The sequence below is a fragment of the Streptomyces caatingaensis genome, from assembly GCF_001187435.1.
Classification (GTDB): domain Bacteria; phylum Actinomycetota; class Actinomycetes; order Streptomycetales; family Streptomycetaceae; genus Streptomyces; species Streptomyces caatingaensis.
This window is the reverse complement of the sequence record NZ_LFXA01000014.1, coordinates 64709-82507: the sequence shown is the minus strand read 5'-3', so window position 1 is coordinate 82507 and position 17799 is coordinate 64709. Positions and strand designations below refer to the sequence as shown.

Below are 17799 nucleotides of genomic sequence, written 5' to 3'. Positions count from 1 at the left end.
TGTACGGCAGGCCATCGACCGACCCCCGGCCGCTGACCGGCTGTGCCCCCGGTGGGCGGCCGCCGCCCGGGCGGGCGACGGGCCGGGCGGGCGACGGGCCGTGCGGGCGACGGGCCGTGTGGGCCATCAGCCCTTACCGGGGAGGGTGCTCCCGACGTGGACCGTGCCGTGCGCGTCCTCGCAGTGCGGGGCCTCGGGCCCGCCGGTCACCGAGCCGGCTCCCACCAGGGGTGCGGGGGCGTGGTCGACCTGGAGGGTCGCGTGGGTGATGCCGTACTCCTCGCGGAGGGTGGTCTGGAGGGCGCGGCGGACGCCGTGGCAGTCGCCGCCGACCGCGACGATGACGTGCGCGGAGAGGACGACGTCGCCCGAGGTGATCTCCCAGACGTGCAGGTCGTGGATCTCGACCACGCCCTCGTGGGCGGCGAGCCGGGCACCGATCGCGTCCGGGTCGGCGCCGGCCGGTGCGGCCTCCAGGAAGATGCGGCCGGCCGCCCGGACGAGGGTGGTGCCGGAGCGGAGCATCAGCGCGACGACGATGAGGGTGGCGACGGCGTCGGCGCGGGCGAAGCCGGTGAACATGACGACGGCGCCCGCCGCCGTGGTGGCGATGAAGGCGTACAGGTCGGTGAGGATGTGCTGGAAGGCGCCCTCGACGTTGAGCGAGGAACGGTTGGCCTTCGACATGCACCAGGCCGCGGCGACGTTGACCACCACGCCGGACAGGGCCGTGTAGAACATCAGCGGCCCGTCGACCTCGGGCGGGCTGACGAGCCTGCTGACCGCCTCGTAGGCGAGCCAGACGGACACGAGCAGCAGCGTCAGGCCGTTGGCCAGGGCCGAGAGTATCTCCGCGCGCTTGAGCCCGAAGGTGTAGGTGCCGCGGGCGGGCCGGGCGGCGAGCCGCATCGCGACCAGCGCCAGCACGATGGACGCGGCGTCGGAGAGCATGTGGGCCGCGTCGGACAGCAGCGCGAGGGAGCCCGCGGCCAGCCCGATGACGACCTCCACGGCCATGTAGACGACGATCAGCCCGAGGGCGATCGACAGCCAGCGGCGGTCGGCGTCGGGCGCCACGCCGTGACTGTGGGCGTGGCCGTGCCCATGGCCGTGCGCGTGGCTGTGGCCGTGGGCACGGTCGTGGTCATGGTCGTGGTGAGCGTGCGCATGCTTTTCCGCGGCGTTTCCCCGCCCCTTGTTCATGAACACCCCATCGAGTCGCGAACGAATACGGGGAAGTGAAGCGCATCGGGAGCGGATTCCGCAAAGGCTGCAATGGAGACGGTTATCGATAGCGGCCGCAGAGCGCTCGCCGTGAATACGGTTGTCGATTGCATTGTCGACAACGGTGCGGAATGGACGTAACCCGCCCGGATTTTCCGGGTGTCCGTCGCACGGGAAATCAACGTCCGGAGTGAGCAAGGTCATTGCCCCGTGGGCGGTCGTCCCCGGGTGCGGGGTCCTTCGTCCGGGTGGCCGTCGCATGGGGCGGCCGGCGCCGGGGCAGGTGTCCGGGGTCCTCGCCTCCCCGAGACGGAAGGACGTCCATGCGACGCCTGGTCCCGCAAGTCCTCGGTACGCTCGTCACCGCGGTGGTCGTGTCCCTCGCCGTGCCCGGATCCGCGTCCGCCGCGTCCGGCGAACTCGTCCTCAACGGACGGACGTTCACCAATCCGTCCGGCTGCTACCGCAACCTCGACGCGCCCCTCTCGGTGCAGAACCGGACCCGCGGCGTCGTGTTCGTGCACAACTCGGCGGACTGCACGGGCCCGGCCCGGGCCGTTCCCGCGGGCGGGACCTTCGCCGCCACCTCCGGGCACAGCGTCCGGGTCTAGACGACCGGCCGGCTACAGGCGGGGCAGTGCGTCCAGCCGCGGGCGGATGGCGCGTTCGGCGTTCCCGGGGTACGGGAGGCCGTGGGCGGCGGCCACCTCCGCGGCCAGCTCGGCGAAGAGGTCGGCGGTGGCGCGCGCACCGCGGAGGAGGCCGTCCGCGGTGAACTCGCCGAAGGTCTCCGGAAGGCGCTCCCACACGCCGGGGGCCGCCCAACGGTGCATGCGCGTACCGCCGTACCAGACGTCGTGGCCGGCGCCGCGGCGCGTCAGGGCGTGCCACTCGATCATGGATTCCAGCAGTTCCTTCGCCGTCCGGTCGCGCGAGGCGGCCACCCAGAGCTCGCCGCGGGCGAGGCACCACGGCAGGTGGGCGACCTCGAACCAGAACTCCGCGCACAGGTCGTGGAATTCGTCCGCGTCGGGAAGGGCGGCCCGGGGGGCGCCGGTGGCGGCGGGGAGCCGGGCGGCGGCCCCGTCGCGGTCGAGGAGCACCTCGTAGCCGCGCTCGTGCAGGTCGTCCAGGCCGTCGGCGGCCATCTCCGCGAGGCGGGCCACGGGGACCACTTGGAAGTCGGCCTTCGGCCCGTCCTCGAAGAGCACGAGCCGCGCCGGGTTCTCCCAGGGGCCTTCCAGACCGACGGAGACGAGCACCGGTCCGATGGCGGCGACCCACTCGTCCGAGGCGGCGTAGGCGTCCGGGTCGGTGGTGTAGAGCTCGATGTCGTGGTCGGAGGCGGCGTCCACCGTGCCGTCGCGGCGGGCGCGCGAGCCGGTGCGCAGGACGGCCCGGATGTCGGGCCAGGCGCGCGCCCAGTCGAGCACCCGGACGACGAACTCCTCGGGGGCCGCGGCGTCCTCGGTGGAAGCCACGGCGTCCTTCACGGCGTCGTTCTCGGTGGAAGCCATGCCGACCACCCTAGGTGATCACCGGCGTCCCCCGAACGGCTCACCCCGTCACGGACGACTCGTCCCGTCGCCGGACGGACGCGTTCGGTCATCCCGCCGTCGCATTCCGCCCATCCGTCGTTCAATCGCGGAGCAATGGCGGCGGAGCCCGGTATTACCAGGCGTCTCTCCCGTAATATTTCGACCATGGCCGACGAGAAGACCCCCGACTACGAGCGGATCAGCATCACCGTCCCCCGTGAGCTCGCGGAGCAGCTGCGGGGGATGAAGGACGCGAACGTCATCGAGTCCGTGTCGGCCTTCGTGGCCCGGACGCTGGCCGGACAGATCGACCGGGACCGCCGGCACCGCGAGAGCGACGAGCGGCTGCGGCGCGAATTCGGCCTGGGCGACGAGGAGATCGCGCTGGCCCGGCAGTGGGCCGACGACACCACCGGCCGGCGCACCCGCCTCTCCCTCGACCAGTACATCGCCACCCGGCGGAGCAGCGCCGCGTGACCGTGGAGGCGGTGACGGGCGTCGTCCTGGACGCCGGGTTCCTCACGGACCTCGCCACCGGGTACCGGATCGAGCACGAGGTCCTCACGGACCGGTGGAGCTGGCACGCCGTCTCGGTGAACGTGCCGCAGAGCGAGCTGGTCCTGGTCGAGCGCGAGAAACCCGGCCTGGCGCGTACGGCGCTGGAGCTGCTCCTGGCCCGCTGCGGCCCGTCGGTCCTCATCCGTCCGCTGGACCTGCCGGCCGTCGCGGCGGCCGGGGCGATGATGCGCCGCTACGGGCTGGACAACCTCGCGCTCGCCCACACCGCGGCGGTCGCCGTGCCGTCCGGGTGGACGGTGTTCACCACGGATCCCGGGCGGTACCGGCCGCTCGGCGAGGCCGTCGACGTCTTCGCCCTCACCTGACCGCGGCGGCAACGCGAGCCCGGTGCCCGGGGGTTGGGAGGCCGCTACCCTGGGCGCCATGCCGGGGATCCAGCGTCATCCGAACGTCGACCTCGCCGTCCGATACCACCGGGCGGTCGCCCGGGGCGCGACGGGTGCGGACCTCGCCCGCTTCTTCCATCCGGACGTGGTGCAGCGGGAGTTCCCCAACGCCCTCGTGCCGGAGGGGGCCGTGCGGGACCTCGCCGCCATCCTGGAGGCCGCGGAACGCGGCCGACGGGTGCTCGCCGAGCAGGACTTCGAGGTGCTCGACGCGGTCGCGGCGGACGGCCGGGCGGCCCTGGAGCTGCGCTGGCGCGGCACCCTGGCGGTGCCGCTCGGCGGCCTGCCCGCGGGGCACCGGCTGCGGGCCCGCATCGGCGTCTTCCTCGTCATCCGGGACGGGCTGATCGTCTCGCAGCACAATTACGACTGCTACGAACAGCCGCTGCCGTAGCGGCCACGGCGTGCCGGACGCCACTCCCCTCGCAGTGCAAGATGTGGCACCCTTGAGTTCAGCACACTGACCCAAGGGAGTCCCATGGCCGCCGACACGTCCGACCTCAAGAGCTGGCTCGACGCCGCCGCCGTCGATCCCGCCGTCCACGCGCTGCGGCCCGACTACCGGGCGCTGCTGGTCGCCGCCGAGGGCCTGCGGCCCGGTCCGAGCGACGAGGCGAGCGAGGAGCTGCTGGCGGCGGCCGAGGAGGACGCGCGCCGCCGGTTCGCGGACCTCGCACCCGAGGAGCACCCGCACCTGGCCGCCTGGCGCGAGGCGTTCCGCGCGTTCGGCGCGAAGCCGCAGCGCACGCGGCCGAGCGCGGAGGCGCTGCTGCGCCGGGTGGACGCCGGGCTGCCGCGGGTGGACCGGCTCACCGACCTCTACAACGCGATCTCCGTCGCCCACGTCCTGCCGCTCGGCGGCGAGGACCTGGACCACTACGCGGGCGCGGCGCGCCTCGTCCGGGCCACCGGCGACGAGCCGTTCGAGACGACGGCGGGCGGGGAGCCCGTGGTGGAGCACTGCCCGCCCGGCGAGGTGGTGTGGCGGGACGACGCGGGGGTCACCTGCCGGCGCTGGAACTGGCGGCAGTGCACGCGGACGCGGCTGACCCTCTCGACGACGCGGGCGGTGTTCATTCTGGACGCCCTCGGCCCGCTGGGCGACGGCGAGCTTGCCGCAGCCGGGGACGCTCTCGTGGAGGCGCTCGTCAGGAGCAGTCCCGGGGCGGCGGTCGCGACGCGGCTGCTGGCGGCGTAGCGCGGGCGTCGGACGGGACGGGGCGGCACGCTCCCCGTACGCCCGGGTGCATCGGCGCGTACGGGCCGGGGCCCCGGCCCGTACGGCCGTCCGCCCCGGGCCGGGATCTGCTCGCGGCGGACGGGACCGTCGGCCGTGCGAGGACCGTCAGCCCCCGGCGACCGCCAGCGGGGCGAGGGCCACGCCGCGGAAGACGCTCAGGGCTGCGGTGGCGGCCCGCCGGCGCTGCTTCTTCTACTTCTTCCTGGTCCGCTTCACCTTCTCCATCGCCTCGTGCAGATCGCCCTTGATCTTCTCGGCGCGGCCCTCCGCCTGCATCCTGCGGTCGCCGACGGCGCTGCCGGCCGCCTCCTTGACCCGGCCCTTGACCTGTTCGGCCTTCGCCTTGGCCCTGTTCTTGGCGCTCATCGCGGCGCACTCCCTTTCGAGGACGGGACGGTATCCCCCCTCGTTCCACACTCCTCCACCCGCCGGGCGCCCGCACCTCCGGAGCGCCGGACGGGCCGGAGCGGGGGTCCCGGGGCCGGCCCGGACGCCGTCAGGACAGCAGCCCCGCCACGACCCGCAGGTCCGCGACCAGTCCGGCGTACGCCTGCGCCCGCTGTTCGTCGTCGGCGCGCAGGACGGCGGACGGATGGAGGGTGGCGACGAGGACGCCCTCACCCGCGTCCTCCCCGTCCGCGCCGTCGAGCGGCGGCAGGGGCAGGGCGACCCCGCGGTCGCGGGTGACGCGGAAGGACGGGCCGAGCAGGGCCTTGCCCGCCGTCGCGCCGAGCGCGACGACGACCTCGGGGTCGACCAGACGCACCTCGGCGGCGAGCCAGGGCCGGCAGGCGCGCATCTCCCGCAGGTCGGGCGCCTTGTGGATGCGGCGCTTCCCGGGCCCGGTGCGGGTGAACTTGAAGTGCTTGACGGCATTGGTGACATAGGTGTCGCCGGGGTCGATGCCGGCTTCCTCCAGCGCCCGGTCCAGCACGCCGCCGGCCGGGCCGACGAAGGGCCTGCCCTTGCGGTCCTCCTGGTCGCCGGGCTGTTCGCCGACGAGCAGCAGCCGGGCGGAGGAGTCGCCGGCGCCGAAGACGGTCTGCGTGGCCTCCCGGTGCAGGGGGCAGCCCCGGCACCCGGCCGCCGCCTCGCGCAGCGCCTTCAGTCCGCCCCGGGCGGGGACGAACGGGGAGGCGTCGTAGCCGGTCTCGTCGTCGGTCATGGCTCCACCCGCTGGTTGAGGCGGCGTGCGGCACGGTCGTTGAGGGTGGTGACGCGGTCCACGGCGGCGCTGCCCAGCAGCCGGGCCGCCCGGCGGCCCGGCACGGCGTGGTCGGGGTCGGGTCCGGCCCGGGGCAGCAGCCGGGCGCCGAGCGTGAGGGCGCGGGTGGTGGTCGCCGGTGCGATCCCGTGCAGGCGGACGGCCGCCTTGGCCACGGGGGTCAACACCACTTCGGGGCGGCGCCGTTCGGCGGCCCGGACGATGGCCCGCGCCGCCCGCTCGGCGTCCATCGAGAGCAGCGGCAGCCCGGCGGAGGCGGCGAACCAGGCGTACTCACGGGCCGGTTGGCCGCTGAAGCGGGCGGCGGTGTGGGAGCCGGTGCGCATCAGACCGGGCACGACGGTGGTGACGCTGACGCCCTCCGCGGCGAGTTCGGCGCGCAGCCCCTGCGAGAGGCCGGTGAGCGCGAACTTCGCCCCGGCGTACGGGAGGATGTGCGGAGCGGCCACGCGCCCGCCGAGCGAGGCGATGGTGACGATCCGCCCTCCGCCCCGTTCCCGCCTTCCACCCCGTGCACGTCCTCCGCCCTCTCCGCGCTCCCCGCCCCGTTCGCGGCCCCCTTCGCGCAGGACCGGCAGGGCCTCCAGGACGAGCCGCAGCGGTGCGAAGTACATCGTCTCCATGGCCTCGCGGAAGTCCGCCTCCGTCATGGCGGTCACGGGTCCGACCTGGATGATCCCGGCGTTGTTGACCAGGATGTCCAGCCCGCCGAAGGCGGACCTCGCCGCGTCGACGAGCCGCCGGGCCGCCGACGGCCCGGTCACGTCGCAGGCCAGGGCCCGTACCTCCCGGGCTCCCTCGGCGCACAGCATGCGCTCGGCGCGGCCGAGTTCGGCGCCGTCGCGGGCGCAGATCAGTACGCGGCAGCCGCGCCGGGCCAGTTCGCGCGCGATCAGCAGCCCGAGGCCGCGCGACGAACCGGTGACCAGTGCCGCCTTGCCCTCCAGGCGGTCGTCCGACCGATGCGCCATGGAACCTCTCCTCGCGCTCGGGTACGTCGTCCGGCCTTCCCAGTCTCCCCCGCGCGGGCCGCCCCGGCGATCCGGGGGCCGACCGGTCCCCGCCGCCCCCGCCGCCACCCGTACGGGTGAACCGCCGGCGGCCCGCGCGACCGCCCGTGACGGCCTCCGGGGGCCCTCGTTGGTCCGGACGGCCGGGGGGGCGCCCGCCGCCGCCGGCCGTCCCCGCGAAGGCGAAGGCCGAGAGACACCTGGTGACACCCCCTGCCGGCACCCTCCTTTCCGCCCGTTCCGCTTCTGCCGCCGTTTTCTGCCACCGTTCCGCCCGCCCGCGAGCCCGGGCACGACCGTCCCCGCAACCGCCGTACCGGACGGACGGCACGACCTGCGGCCGACGGGCGCGGGCGCGGGTGCCGCCGCCGTCGCGCCGTCCGCGCCGGCTTCCCCCACCGCCCACCGCCGTGCCCGCCGGATCCGGAACGCCACCCGAAAGGACCTTCCTCCCTTGCCCTCTCCCCTCCCCGGCACCCCCGCCGAGGACATCCCCGACCGCCAACCAGCCTCTGTCCCCCGGCAGTTGACCGGCTCCTCGCGGAGCTCCCTCGACCCGGAGGACACACGGCGCCTCGCCTCCGTCGTGACCCGCGCCCGCCGCGCCCTCGGCGACGGACCGCCCCTCCCCGCCCCGCTCACCGACGGCATCGTCCCCGGGCACTGCGCCTTCTCCCACTGCGCGCTCCTGCTCTTCCCCGCCGAACTCGACGCCGCCGTCGAGGATTTGAGAAACCGCGGCCTTGCCCCGTCGCCGCCCGTGCCGAGCGTCGTCGTCCGGCGGCGGCTCAGCGACCGTTACGGCATCCCGGCCGCCGACTGCGACGTGTGGATCACCCGGCTCCACCTGGCGGCCGGGAAGCGGCGCGGCGCGGCGCCGGCCGTGGAGCTGTTCCTCTTCCCGCGCACGGCGCCCGCCCTCGACCGCCGGATCGTCGAGCGGGAGCGGCTGCGGGGCTTCGAGAACCACACGGCCCTCCAAGTCACCAGCCCCACCCGGCCGTTGGTGGAGAGACTGTACGACACGTGGTGCGGGGACGGCGGGCTGCTGTGGGAGGGCGGCGGCTACAGCCCGCACGAGGGGGACGGCGGCAGCACGGTGCTGTACTTCGTGCGCGACGGCGCCACGGCCTCGCCCGGCTCCCCCCTGGAGCGGTGGGAGCTCAACTGCCCCGGGGATTTCCGCCCGTTCCTGGCGGACCGCCCGGTCGACACGGCGGCGGTGGCCCGCGCGTACGGCCGCCCGGACCACTGAACGCCGCGCGAGGTCCGGCCGCGCCTCAGCGCAGCAGCAGCGCCAGGCCGCAGGCCGCCAGCACGCACGGCGGCTGGAAACTGGCCCGGTTGAACAGGCCCAGCGCCGTGGCGGCCGAGGGGCGGCGCACCAGGGCCGCACCGGGGACGAGGAGCAGGAACACCGCGCTGAGCACCGCGCCCAGCACGCCGAGCGGCCCGAAGGAGGGCAGGGCGGTGACGGCGAGCGCGGTCCCGGCCGCGGACGCGACGAGGAGGCAGCCGAAGGCGACGCGGGCGCTGCGGCGGGGGCCGTGGACCGTGGGCAGGGTGGTGATACCGAGCACGGCGTCCTCCTCGACGTCGGCGAGATCGTTGGGGATGTTGCGCCCGCCCATCTCCCAGGACGCCATCCACAGCCCGAAGAGTCCCAGGCGGAGGGGGTCGGGGGCGGGATGGGCGGCGGCGAACCAGCCGATGCAGCCGCCGAGGGCGACCAGCAGGCCGCTGACCAGGAACTTGTACGGGGTGACCCGGGCGAGCAGACAGTAGAGGACCTCCAGCGCGGCGCCCGCGAGGAACAGGGCCGCGCAGACCCCGCCGAGCACGGCCAGCGCGACGACGGCCACGGCGCCGAGGGCGGCGGCCCAGGCGACCCCGGCCGCGTAGGGCAGTTTGCCGTCGGCGAGCGGGTGCAGCCCCGCGCGTTCCAGGTCGAAGCCCCGGGCGGGGTCGTCGCACGTGCGCCGCAGCCGGTCGAGGGGCGCGTCGAGGAGGTCGTTGAGGGCGAAGACCGCGAAGAAGCCTGCGAGGACGGCCGCGGCCGCCAGGGCGAGGCGGCCGGGCGCCGGGTGCTCGTCGGCGAGGAGCAGCGCGATGAGGGGCTGGGCGATGCTCAGGGTCGCCTGGGTGCCGCGCGACAGGCCGTACAGGGCCTTGGCCTGCTGGAGGGCGAGGGTCATGGCGGGCTGCCTCCGGGGACGGGTGCCGGTGCGGGGCCGGGGGTGGGGAGGGCGGGCGGCAACTCCCCGGTGCCGGCGTACTGGTGGGCGAAGTCGGTGCCGAAGGGGCCGTCCTCGGTGAGGCGGCGTATGCGCTCCCGTTTGAGGTGCAGCCCGAAGCGGCCGTCGTCGCCGTCCGGCCGTGCCGTGTTGAGGAGGTCGAGGAACCGGTCGGCGAACTCCTGGACGCGCCAGATGTGGTGGAGGCGGCGTGCGCTGTAGCCGGCGAGCGGGGCGTCGTCGCGGTCCTGGTAGTGGCGGACGAGCGCGTCGGCGAGGTCGGCGGCGTCGGCGACGGCCGCGTTCATGCCCTTGGCCCCGGCGGGGGCCAGCAGGTGGGCGGCGTCCCCGGCGATGAACACCCGTCCGTGGCAAAGGCGTTGGCTGATGGTGCTGCGCATGCGCAGGACGCCGGTGTCCGTGAGGCGGCCGACGCGCGGCAGTGCGCCGTGGGGGGTGAGGAGCCGGGTGCCGAGTTCCGCGCGGACGCGTTCGCGCGGCCAGTCCGCGGCGCTGTCGCCGGCGGGTATCTGGAGGTAGCAGCGGGCGAGGCGGGCGGTGCGGGGCATGATGCCGGCGAAGCCGCGCCGGTGCACGCCGTAGACGACTCCGTCGACGGGGCGGTCGACCTCGGCCAGGACGGTGAGCCAGTCGTAGGGGTAGCGGTGGGAGGCGTCGTCGCGCAGGGCCGCCGGCAGCGCTTCGCGCGTCACGCCGTGGGGGCCGTCGCAGCCGACGAGGTAGTCGGCCTCGACGACGAGTCCGGGGCACCGCAGGGCGGGCCGTTCGCCGGCGGGGGCGTGGACGGCGGTGACCGGGCGGGCGAAGTACGGTCGCCCGCCCGCCGTTTCGAGGGCGGCGACGAGGTCGCGGACGAGGTACTGCTGCGGGTAGACCCAGTGCGCGGCGCCGCCCGCCCGCGCGGCGTAGTCGAGGCGCAGCCGCTCGCCCGGGATCAGGAAGTCGCACCAGCCGTGCCGTACGCCGTGGGCGAGGAGCCCGTCCGCGAGGCGGTGCGCGCGGAGGTACTCGACGACGCGGTGCTCCACCATCCCTGCCCTGGCGCGTTGTTCGACCGTTTCGCGGGGCTGCCGTTCCACGATCTCGACGGCTATGCCGGCCCGCAGGAGGACGCAGGCCAGGACCAGTCCGGCGGGTCCGGCGCCGGCGATCGCGACCTGGGTGCGGACGGTCCGCTCGGGACGCGTCACCGGGCGGCGGTGAGCGAGGCGACGAGGTAGCCGGGGAGGCTGAAGCGGCAGCGCACCGAGACCGGTGCGGGGCACTCGGCCGCCATGGCCTCCACCGCCCGCGCGCTGTAGCACTTGCGCAGGCTGATCACGCCGTCGTGGGCCTGGACCAGGCCGCCGGTGAGGACGAACAGCGGGGTGATCGCGAGGAATCCGGGGTGGCGCCAGCCGTCGACGATCAGCAGCCGGCGCGCCACGCGGGTGCCCTCGGCCATCAGCCGCCGCACCCGGTCGGGCGTCAGGTGGTGCAGGGCCATGCAGAAGACGGCGACGTCCCAGCTGTTGTCGGGCGCGTCGATGTCCGTCGCGTCCACCACGCGCAGGTCCACCCGCGGGTCCGCGCCCAGCGGGCCGGCGCGCAGGGCCTCGACGGACGCGGCGCTCACGTCGCTGACCGTCACGCGGGCCGTGGGGCGGTCGATCAGCATGCGCTGCGTCAACCGCCCCCGGCCGGCGCCCAATTCAAGGATTCTGGGGCGCTCGACGCCTGCGGCCTCGGCCAGGGTCAGACGGCTGCACACGCGGTAGGCGCGCGTCATGCGCTGGAAGCGGTCCAGGCCGCGCAGCACCTTCGCGGCCTCGGTGGCCCGCGCCGGCAGGTCGATGTACTCCGGCCGGTCCGTCTCGTACAGCCGGTCCCACCACGGCGCGTCGGGCCCTCCCCGCGGCATGTACGCACCCACTCGCTCCGACTCCCCTTCCGCCAGGCGTCACCGGCCCGTCCCGTCACGGGCAACTCGTCCATTTCAGCGGCGGGTTCGGCACCGGGGGCGGGAGCGGGGGCGGTTCACCCGAACGTGCCGGGGCGGCCTGCCCACGCTGACGGCGGGCGGGCCGCCGCTACCGTCCCCCGCGGTAGCGGTGCAGCGCCCACATGGGCAGCGCGAACCAGCACACCAGGAACCAGACGGCGAGCCCCGCCACCACCCAGACGGCCGCCGACCCGTGCAGCGCGACGCGCAGGATCAGCAGCAGGGCCGAGGTGACCGTGGCCAGCAGCAGCACGATGCCGACGAGGGTGAGGCGGGAGACCCACACGACCGTCTCCGGCTTGATCCGCCGCCCGGTCACGATCCGGTGGAAGGACACCGGCCCGATCAGCGCGCCGGTCGTCGCCGCGCCCAGCGCGACCGTGACGACGTAGATCATCCGGTCCGTCTCCGTGACGGTCGCGAAGCGCGGGGTGAAGACCACGGTCAGCAGGAAGCCGAAGAGGATCTGCACCCCGGTCTGGGCCACCCGCACTTCCTGGATGAGCTCGGTCCACCGCCGGTCGGCCCGCTGCTCGGGCGTCTCGTGCCGGCCCGTGTCCGGCCCGCCGGCCGGCGCGCTTCCGCCGTGCTCGGGTGACCTGGGCATGGCCGACGAGTACCCCGGCCATGCCGGGGCATGCGTACGGTCCCGCGGACGGCGGCGGCCCCGCTCGTTCGGGACGGAGCAGTGGCCGCCCGTCCGCGGCCGGCGTTCGAACCGCTCACACCATTCGAACTATTTTTCGGAGGTGATCACCGTGTTGCCCCTGCTCCTGGTCCTGATCCTCGCCCTCGTCCTCTTCGGTGCCGGCTTCGCACTGAAGGTGCTGTGGTGGGTGGCCCTGATCGTCCTGGTCCTCTGGCTGCTGGGCTTCCTCGTCCGGTCGAACGGGGGCCGCTGGTACCGCTGGTAGACGGCCCGCCGCGCGGCCGCCCGCCCGGGGGAGCCCGAGCGGGCGGAGCGGTGAGGCGCCGAGGCGTGCGTACCGGCGGGCTCGCGGATACCGCTGGGCTGTTCCCACCGTCGCGGGGTGCCGGCTGGTCACCAGGTCGAACGCCTCGTCGGCGAAGGGCAGCGGCGGCTCGTCCGGGTCGGCGACGACCACGGCACCGCGCGGGTGCAGCAGCCTGGTCGCCTTGGCCACGTTCGGCGGCCAGGATTGCGTGGCGGCCATCGTGGGAGGCGGTTTCTCCGCCCCGGCGAGGACCGGACCGGCGTTGTTCGGCTTCCTCCTGCAAGCCGCATCGGGAGCGGGCGCCGGCCTGCCGGCGTGTCACCCGGCTTCCGGGCCGGTGCCCGGCCGGCGACGGCGTCGCTTCGACCGCCGCCCGCCGGTGCGGGCCCGGGGTGCGGCACGCCCCGGGCGGGCGCAGGCTGGGAAGGGGGAGCGGGGGAAGGCACCTGTCCGGGAGGCTGTCATGGCGCAGACGATCGGGGATGTGCTCGGGGCCGTCGGCCATGCCGTCGCCACTGTGGTGGCGGCGCCGTTCCGGCTGGTCGCGCGGCTCTTCGGGGGTGGCTGAGCGGCCTGCGGTCCGAGGCGGCCGGGCCGCGTGCCACGGCGGAACGAGGCAGGCCGGAGGGAAGAGGTGACGCCCGTGCCCGACCGAGCGCACGTGCCCGCCACCGGCCCCGCGGAGGGTCCGGCCGCGATCGACGACCAGCGGCTGGAAGACCTGATCTCGGCGGCGCACATGGCGATGCCGGTGGAGCTCTCCTCGCTGCTGCGCCGGGGCGCCGCGCTGCTCGGCCTGGACAACGCGCTGATCTACCTCGTCGATCTCCAGCAGAGGCACCTCGTGCCGCTCGACGAGCGGCACCCGACGCTCCCGGTGGAGGGGACGCTGGCGGGGTGGGCGTACCGCACGGTGTCGCTGCGGGTGACCGACGCGGACGACGGCGTGCTGGTGTGGGCGCCGCTCGTGGACGGTTCCGAGCGGCTGGGGGTGCTGGCGGTGCGGTCGGCGTCGCTCGACGGCGCGCGGCTGCGCAGGAGCCGGATGCTGGCGGACCTGCTCGCGATGGCGATCACCTCGAAGCGCGCGTACAGCGACTGGCTGGTCGCGCGGACGCGCACCGCGCCCATGAGCCTGCACGCCGAGATGCTGCGGGCCTTCCTGCCGCCGCGCACCATCGGCAACAGCGAGTGCGTCTCGACGGCGGTGCTGGAGCCGGCGTACGAGCTCGGCGGTGACGCCTTCGACCACGCGGTGGTCAAGAACGTCCTGCACACGGCGATCTTCGACGCCATGGGGCACGACCTCTCCTCGGGCCTGACGACCTCGGTCGCCATGGCGGGCGCCCGCAACGCCCGCCGCAGCGGTGCCGATCTGCCCGACCTGGTCGGCACGGTCGACGAGGCGCTCGCGCAGTGGCTGCCGGACCAGTTCTGCACCGGGGTGCTGTGCGAACTCGACGTGTCCACGGGGGTGTTGCGCTGGATCAACTGCGGTCACCCGCCGCCGCTGCTGATCCGCGAGGAGCGGGTCATCGACCACGCCCTGGCCGGCGGCCCGCAGCCGCCGATGGGGCTGCCGTTCCGGCTGGCGCCGGTCGGCCGGCGGGTCCGGGAGACGGTGCTGCGGCCCGGCGACCGGGTCCTGCTCTACACCGACGGCGTCACGGAGGCGCGCAGCGAGGGGGGCGAGGAGTTCGGGCTCGACCGGTTCACCGACTTCATCATCCGCTCCACCGCCTCCGGCCAGCACCCGGCGGAGGTGCTGCGGCTGCTCATCCACGCGATCCTGGACCACCAGCACAGCGACCTGCGGGACGACGCGACCATCCTGCTCTTCGAGTGGCGGCCGCGCGGGCACAGGACGGATCAGACCCGGACGTCGGCGACGTCCACGGGCCGTCCGGTGCGGCGGGAGAGGTCGCAGGCCTCCGCGACGTAGAGGGCCTCCAGGGCGTCGTCCGGCGGGCAGGGGTTCTCCCGGCGTCCGGCGGCGACCTCGGCGAAGGCCGTCAGTTCGGCGACGTACGCGTCGTGGAAACGCTCCATGAAGGTGGCGTACGGCGTTTCCTGACGCCACGTCAGGTTCTTCTCGGCCGTCGGGAGGGGGGCGCGGTCGTCCAGGCCGACGAAGCGGGCGCCCCGGGAGCCGCAGACCTCCAGCCGGACGTCGTGGCCCGCGCCGTTGTAGCGGGTGGCCGTGACGGTGGCGAGCATGTCGTCGTCGAAGCGCAGCAGGGCGGCGCAGGTGTCGACGTCGCCGCCCTCGGCGAAGAAGGGCGCGCCGCGGTTGGCGCCCTGGGCGTAGACGGAGACGACCTCGCGGCCGGTGAGCCAGCGCATGATGTCGAAGTCGTGGATGGAGCAGTCCCGGAAGAGGCCGCCGGAGGTGGGGATGAAGGCCGGGGGCGGGGGTGTGACGTCGCCGGTGCAGGCGCGCAGGGTGTGGATCCAGCCGAGTTCGCCGGAGCGGAGGGCGTCGCGGGCGGCGGTGTAGCCGGCGTCGAAGCGGCGCTGGAAGCCGATCTGGACGGGGACGGTGCCGGCGGCGGCGCGTTCGACGACGCCGAGGGTGCCGGGGACGTCGAGGGCGACGGGTTTCTCGCAGAAGACCGGGACGCCGTGGTCGAGGGCCTGGTGGATGAGTGCGGCGTGGGCGCTGGTGGCGGCGGTGACGACGACGCCGTCGAGGCCGGCGGCGTACATCTCGTCGATGCCGGCGGCGGCCTCCAGGCCCAGGTCCGCGGCGAGTCGTGCGGCGCGGGCGGCGTCGAGGTCGGCGACGACGACGGTGTCGACGCCGGGGACGGCGGCGAGGGTCCGGGCGTGGAAGGCGCCGATGCGCCCGGTGCCGATCAGGCCGATTCTCATGGGGAGTTCACTCTCGTCGGGAAAGGGAAGGGGGGTCAGGCCGCGTCGGCGGCCTTGCGCAGTTCGTGCTCCAGGTCCTCCAGCGCCATGCCCTTGGTCTCCGGGGCCCAGCGCTTGCAGAACGCGAAGGAGAGGACGCAGGCGACGGCGAAGAGCCAGAAGGTCACGCTCGCCCCGGCGGCGTCGAGCAGCACGGGGAAGAGCAGGGCGACGGCGAAGTTGACCAGCCACATGACGAACACGGCGGTGCCCATGGCCAGTCCGCGGACCCTCAGGGGGAACATCTCGGCGAGCAGCAGCCAGACGCCGGTGTTGAGGGTGGCCTGCATGAACGCCATGTAGAGGACCATCAGTCCGAGGACGAGGACGCTGACGGCGGTCGAGCGCGGCAGGTGGAAGGCGGCGCCGAGGGCGACGAGGGAGACGGCCATGCCGGTCAGTCCGCCCATGAGCATGGGGCGCCGGCCGAGCCGGTCGATGAGGGACATGCCGGCCGCGGTGGCGATGACGGATACGGCGCCGACGGCGATGGTGGCGGTGATCGCGGCGTTCGTGCCCAGGCCGGTGGACTCCAGGATCTTGGGCGCGAAGTAGATGACGGCGTTGACGCCGGTGATCTGCTGGACGACGGCGAGGCCGACGCCTATGAGGAGGATGCGGCGGACCCAGGGGGTGCGCAGTTCCTTCCATGCGCCCCGCCGGGCGCCGGCCTCCAGGGCGCGGGCGTGCTCGATGCGGCCGAGTTCGGCCTCGACCTCGTCCGCGGGCAGGGTGCGGCGCAGGACGCGCCCGGCGTCCTCCGCGCGGCCGCGGCTGATGTACCAGCGCGGGGTGTCGGGCAGGAAGAACATGCCGGCGAAGAGGGCGACGGCGGGCAGGGCGGCGAGGCCGAGCATCCAGCGCCACGCCTCCCAGCGGGCGAGGATCGCGTTGACGACGTAGGCGAGGAGCTGACCGCTCACGATCATCAGGGAGTTGAAGGAGACGAGCCGGCCGCGGATGTGCGGCGGGGCGATCTCCGAGAGGTACAGCGGGGTGATGACGGAGGCGCTGCCGACGGCCAGGCCGAGGACGAAGCGGGCGGCGGTCATGACGGGGACGGTGGGGGCGACGGCCACCGCGACGGCGCCGCCGGTGAAGACGGCGCCGGCCCACAGCAGGGCCTTCTTGCGGCCCAGGGTGTCGGCCATGCGGCCGCCGGCGAGGGAGCCGAAGGCGGCGCCGATGAGGAGGGCGCTGGTGATGACGCCCTCGCCGAGGGAGGAGAGGCCGAAGTGCTCCTCCATGAAGGGCAGGGCGCCGGAGACGACTCCGGTGTCGTAGCCGAAGAGGGCGCCGCCGATCGCCGCGACGGCGGCGATGGCGAGGATGAAGCGTCCGGCCTTGCGGGGGGCGGCTGTCGGGGTGGTGCGGGGTCGGTCCGCGGACGGCGGTTCGACGGCGACGTTCATCGAGGGGTGGTGCCTTTCGGATCGGCCTTTCGGAGGGCGGGTGCGGTGGCCCGGGTCAGCGGTACAGGCCCGGCCGGCCGGCCAGTTCGACGGCCGCGCGGGCGCCGGTGGTCTGGGCGCGGACGCCGGCCTCGCAGGCGGCGGCCGCCGCGTAGCCGTCCCAGCAGCTCGGTCCCTCGACGGTGCCGCGGCGGGTGGCGTCCACCCAGCGCTGCACCTGCCGGTCGTAGGCGTCCGCGAAGCGCTCGACGTAGCCGGGGGTGATGGTGCCGCCCCAGCGGCCGTCGGCGTTGACGAGGAGGCCGTGGTCGTCGCCGGTGCGGGCGGTGCCGCGCTCGCCGACGGCCTCGCAGGCGACCTGGTAGCCGAAGCCGCAGTTCTGGAAGAGCTCGGTGTCGCAGATCTGTCCGCCGGTGGTCTCGAAGAGGACGAGCTGCGGGTCGCCCAGGCCCGCGGGGGCGGCGCCGGAGGGGGTGGGGCGCAGCACGTGGACGGCGGTGATCTCCTCGCCGAGAAGCCAGCGGGTGACGTCGATCTCGTGGACGACCGAGTCGTTGATGAGCATCGCGTCGGTGAAGCCGGGCGGGGTGGCGGGGTTGCGGTGCCTGTGGTGGAGCATGAGGGTGCGGCCGTGGGCGCCGGAGTCGAGGAGTTCCTTGAGGCGGAGGTAGCCGGTGTCGTAGCGGCGCATGAAGCCGACCTGGACGAGGCGGCGGCCGAGGCGGGCCTCGGCCTCGACGACGCGCAGGGCGGAGGCGGCGTCGGGGGTGAGGGGTTTCTCGCACAGGACGGGCAGGCCGCGGGCGAAGGCGGCCGTGAGGGCGGCCTCGTGGGCGGGGCCGGGCGAGGCGACGAGGACGGCGTCGACGCCCGGGGCGGCCATGGCGGCGGCGGGGTCGGTGTGGGCGGTGCAGCCGTCGATGCCGTGGGCGGCGTGCGCGGCGCGGTCGGGGTCGAGGTCGGCGACGGCGGCGACCCGGGCGCCGTTGGTGACGGTGTGGAGGCGGCGGATGTGGTCGGCGCCCATGCGTCCGGTGCCGATGACGGCGATGCCGAGGGGGGTGTCGGTGCTCATGCGGGGGT

At 74.8% G+C, this 17799-nt stretch carries 21 protein-coding genes and 1 pseudogene; 9 read left to right on the top strand and 13 right to left on the bottom strand.

Annotated features, from left to right (window positions below; genetic code table 11):
- Positions 1-126 precede the first annotated feature (126 nt).
- On the bottom strand, positions 127-1077 hold the full coding sequence (locus AC230_RS21065) for a cation diffusion facilitator family transporter (RefSeq protein ID WP_422125614.1): 951 nt from the start codon (positions 1075-1077) through the stop codon (positions 127-129).
- Positions 1078-1547: 470 nt separating this feature from the next.
- Here AC230_RS21065 and AC230_RS21060 point away from each other — a divergent pair, with 470 nt between their 5' ends.
- A complete protein-coding gene (locus AC230_RS21060) occupies positions 1548-1835 on the top strand; it encodes a hypothetical protein (RefSeq protein ID WP_049717893.1) in 288 nt (95 codons plus the stop codon).
- 12 nt (positions 1836-1847) lie between these two features.
- On the opposite strand, the gene AC230_RS21055 is transcribed toward AC230_RS21060, so the two are convergent.
- Complete coding sequence (locus tag AC230_RS21055; protein WP_078871459.1) at positions 1848-2741, bottom strand: aminoglycoside 6-adenylyltransferase; 894 nt, start codon at positions 2739-2741, stop codon at positions 1848-1850.
- A 186-nt stretch (positions 2742-2927) separates the two neighbouring features.
- On the opposite strand from AC230_RS21055, the gene AC230_RS21050 reads away from it, so the two are divergent.
- The 4 genes from AC230_RS21050 (at position 2928) to AC230_RS21035 (ending at position 4925) form a co-directional block, all read left to right on the top strand.
- Positions 2928-3239: a hypothetical protein gene (locus tag AC230_RS21050; RefSeq protein WP_049717892.1), complete on the top strand. Its 312-nt coding sequence runs from the start codon at positions 2928-2930 to the stop codon at positions 3237-3239.
- The gene (locus AC230_RS21045) at positions 3236-3646 is read left to right on the top strand and encodes a hypothetical protein (protein ID WP_049717891.1); all 411 of its coding nucleotides are present in this window, start codon (positions 3236-3238) and stop codon (positions 3644-3646) included. Before AC230_RS21050 ends, AC230_RS21045 begins: the two co-directional genes overlap by 4 nt.
- A gap of 58 nt (positions 3647-3704) precedes the next feature.
- Complete coding sequence (locus tag AC230_RS21040; RefSeq protein ID WP_049717890.1) at positions 3705-4121, top strand: nuclear transport factor 2 family protein; 417 nt, start codon at positions 3705-3707, stop codon at positions 4119-4121.
- An 84-nt stretch (positions 4122-4205) separates the two neighbouring features.
- The gene (locus tag AC230_RS21035) at positions 4206-4925 is read left to right on the top strand and encodes a B3/B4 domain-containing protein (protein ID WP_049717889.1); all 720 of its coding nucleotides are present in this window, start codon (positions 4206-4208) and stop codon (positions 4923-4925) included.
- Positions 4926-5159: 234 nt separating this feature from the next.
- Here AC230_RS21035 and AC230_RS21030 read toward each other — a convergent pair whose 3' ends face one another.
- The 3 genes from AC230_RS21030 to AC230_RS21020 all read right to left on the bottom strand — a co-directional run bounded on the left by AC230_RS21030 (position 5160) and on the right by AC230_RS21020 (position 7163).
- Positions 5160-5333 carry a CsbD family protein gene (locus AC230_RS21030; protein WP_049717888.1) on the bottom strand — a complete coding sequence of 58 codons (174 nt, stop codon included), beginning with the start codon at positions 5331-5333 and terminating at the stop codon, positions 5160-5162.
- A 130-nt stretch (positions 5334-5463) separates the two neighbouring features.
- The gene (locus AC230_RS21025; RefSeq protein WP_049717887.1) at positions 5464-6132 is read right to left on the bottom strand and encodes a UdgX family uracil-DNA binding protein; all 669 of its coding nucleotides are present in this window, start codon (positions 6130-6132) and stop codon (positions 5464-5466) included.
- Positions 6129-7163 carry an SDR family NAD(P)-dependent oxidoreductase gene (locus AC230_RS21020; RefSeq protein WP_049717886.1) on the bottom strand — a complete coding sequence of 345 codons (1035 nt, stop codon included), beginning with the start codon at positions 7161-7163 and terminating at the stop codon, positions 6129-6131. Before AC230_RS21020 ends, AC230_RS21025 begins: the two co-directional genes overlap by 4 nt.
- A gap of 493 nt (positions 7164-7656) precedes the next feature.
- On the opposite strand from AC230_RS21020, the gene AC230_RS21015 reads away from it, so the two are divergent.
- Positions 7657-8457 carry a hypothetical protein gene (locus tag AC230_RS21015; protein WP_157868628.1) on the top strand — a complete coding sequence of 267 codons (801 nt, stop codon included), beginning with the start codon at positions 7657-7659 and terminating at the stop codon, positions 8455-8457.
- Between the two features lie 25 nt (positions 8458-8482).
- Here AC230_RS21015 and AC230_RS21010 read toward each other — a convergent pair whose 3' ends face one another.
- From AC230_RS21010 to AC230_RS20995, 4 genes are all read right to left on the bottom strand, one after another.
- On the bottom strand, positions 8483-9397 hold the full coding sequence (locus AC230_RS21010; RefSeq protein ID WP_241833314.1) for a UbiA family prenyltransferase: 915 nt from the start codon (positions 9395-9397) through the stop codon (positions 8483-8485).
- Complete coding sequence (locus AC230_RS21005) at positions 9394-10647, bottom strand: FAD-dependent monooxygenase (protein ID WP_049717884.1); 1254 nt, start codon at positions 10645-10647, stop codon at positions 9394-9396. Before AC230_RS21005 ends, AC230_RS21010 begins: the two co-directional genes overlap by 4 nt.
- Positions 10644-11357, bottom strand: coding sequence for a class I SAM-dependent methyltransferase (locus AC230_RS21000; protein ID WP_049718050.1), 714 nt, complete (start codon positions 11355-11357; stop codon positions 10644-10646). The genes AC230_RS21005 and AC230_RS21000 overlap by 4 nt, the downstream gene beginning before the upstream one ends.
- Positions 11358-11526: 169 nt before the next feature.
- Positions 11527-12045, bottom strand: a complete 519-nt coding sequence (locus AC230_RS20995) for a DUF6328 family protein (protein ID WP_049717883.1) — start codon at positions 12043-12045, stop codon at positions 11527-11529.
- Between the two features lie 142 nt (positions 12046-12187).
- Here AC230_RS20995 and AC230_RS20990 point away from each other — a divergent pair, with 142 nt between their 5' ends.
- The gene (locus tag AC230_RS20990) at positions 12188-12352 is read left to right on the top strand and encodes a hydrophobic protein (protein ID WP_241833313.1); all 165 of its coding nucleotides are present in this window, start codon (positions 12188-12190) and stop codon (positions 12350-12352) included.
- Positions 12353-12457: 105 nt separating this feature from the next.
- On the opposite strand, the pseudogene AC230_RS33895 reads toward AC230_RS20990, so the two are convergent.
- A pseudogene (locus AC230_RS33895) lies at positions 12458-12652 on the bottom strand (SAM-dependent methyltransferase); the annotation flags it as partial.
- Between the two features lie 205 nt (positions 12653-12857).
- Between AC230_RS33895 and AC230_RS34370 the strand changes: the two are divergent.
- Together AC230_RS34370 and AC230_RS20985 are read left to right on the top strand one after the other, a co-directional pair.
- The gene (locus AC230_RS34370) at positions 12858-12962 is read left to right on the top strand and encodes an LPFR motif small protein (protein WP_277816923.1); all 105 of its coding nucleotides are present in this window, start codon (positions 12858-12860) and stop codon (positions 12960-12962) included.
- 75 nt (positions 12963-13037) lie between these two features.
- Entirely contained in the window at positions 13038-14336 is a 1299-nt protein-coding gene (locus AC230_RS20985) for a PP2C family protein-serine/threonine phosphatase (protein WP_241833312.1), read from the top strand.
- On the opposite strand, the gene AC230_RS20980 is transcribed toward AC230_RS20985, so the two are convergent.
- The 3 genes from AC230_RS20980 to AC230_RS20970 are packed head-to-tail and all read right to left on the bottom strand — an operon-like array spanning position 14264 to position 17791.
- Positions 14264-15265 (bottom strand): Gfo/Idh/MocA family protein, encoded by a 1002-nt coding sequence (locus tag AC230_RS20980; protein ID WP_049717881.1) that lies wholly within the window; start codon positions 15263-15265, stop codon positions 14264-14266. The genes AC230_RS20985 and AC230_RS20980 overlap by 73 nt on opposite strands.
- 35 nt (positions 15266-15300) lie before the next feature.
- Positions 15301-16716: a sugar porter family MFS transporter gene (locus AC230_RS20975; RefSeq protein WP_049717880.1), complete on the bottom strand. Its 1416-nt coding sequence runs from the start codon at positions 16714-16716 to the stop codon at positions 15301-15303.
- 55 nt (positions 16717-16771) lie between these two features.
- The gene (locus tag AC230_RS20970) at positions 16772-17791 is read right to left on the bottom strand and encodes a Gfo/Idh/MocA family protein (RefSeq protein WP_049717879.1); all 1020 of its coding nucleotides are present in this window, start codon (positions 17789-17791) and stop codon (positions 16772-16774) included.
- Between the last annotated feature and the right edge of the window lie 8 nt (positions 17792-17799).

Bases quoted from the DNA above. Each gene is read 5' to 3' on its own strand.
- AC230_RS21060 (WP_049717893.1), top strand. From the start codon at position 1,548: ATGCGACGCCTGGTCCCGCAAGTCCTCGGTACGCTCGTCACCGCGGTG.
- AC230_RS21055 (WP_078871459.1), bottom strand. From the start codon at position 2,741: ATGGCTTCCACCGAGAACGACGCCGTGAAGGACGCCGTGGCTTCCACC.
- AC230_RS21050 (WP_049717892.1), top strand. From the start codon at position 2,928: ATGGCCGACGAGAAGACCCCCGACTACGAGCGGATCAGCATCACCGTC.
- AC230_RS21040 (WP_049717890.1), top strand. From the start codon at position 3,705: ATGCCGGGGATCCAGCGTCATCCGAACGTCGACCTCGCCGTCCGATAC.
- AC230_RS21035 (WP_049717889.1), top strand. From the start codon at position 4,206: ATGGCCGCCGACACGTCCGACCTCAAGAGCTGGCTCGACGCCGCCGCC.
- AC230_RS21030 (WP_049717888.1), bottom strand. From the start codon at position 5,333: ATGAGCGCCAAGAACAGGGCCAAGGCGAAGGCCGAACAGGTCAAGGGC.
- AC230_RS21025 (WP_049717887.1), bottom strand. From the start codon at position 6,132: ATGACCGACGACGAGACCGGCTACGACGCCTCCCCGTTCGTCCCCGCC.
- AC230_RS21020 (WP_049717886.1), bottom strand. From the start codon at position 7,163: ATGGCGCATCGGTCGGACGACCGCCTGGAGGGCAAGGCGGCACTGGTC.
- AC230_RS21010 (WP_241833314.1), bottom strand. From the start codon at position 9,397: ATGACCCTCGCCCTCCAGCAGGCCAAGGCCCTGTACGGCCTGTCGCGC.
- AC230_RS21000 (WP_049718050.1), bottom strand. From the start codon at position 11,357: ATGCCGCGGGGAGGGCCCGACGCGCCGTGGTGGGACCGGCTGTACGAG.
- AC230_RS20995 (WP_049717883.1), bottom strand. From the start codon at position 12,045: ATGCCCAGGTCACCCGAGCACGGCGGAAGCGCGCCGGCCGGCGGGCCG.
- AC230_RS34370 (WP_277816923.1), top strand. From the start codon at position 12,858: ATGGCGCAGACGATCGGGGATGTGCTCGGGGCCGTCGGCCATGCCGTC.
- AC230_RS20980 (WP_049717881.1), bottom strand. From the start codon at position 15,265: ATGAGAATCGGCCTGATCGGCACCGGGCGCATCGGCGCCTTCCACGCC.
- AC230_RS20975 (WP_049717880.1), bottom strand. From the start codon at position 16,716: ATGAACGTCGCCGTCGAACCGCCGTCCGCGGACCGACCCCGCACCACC.
- AC230_RS20970 (WP_049717879.1), bottom strand. From the start codon at position 17,791: ATGAGCACCGACACCCCCCTCGGCATCGCCGTCATCGGCACCGGACGC.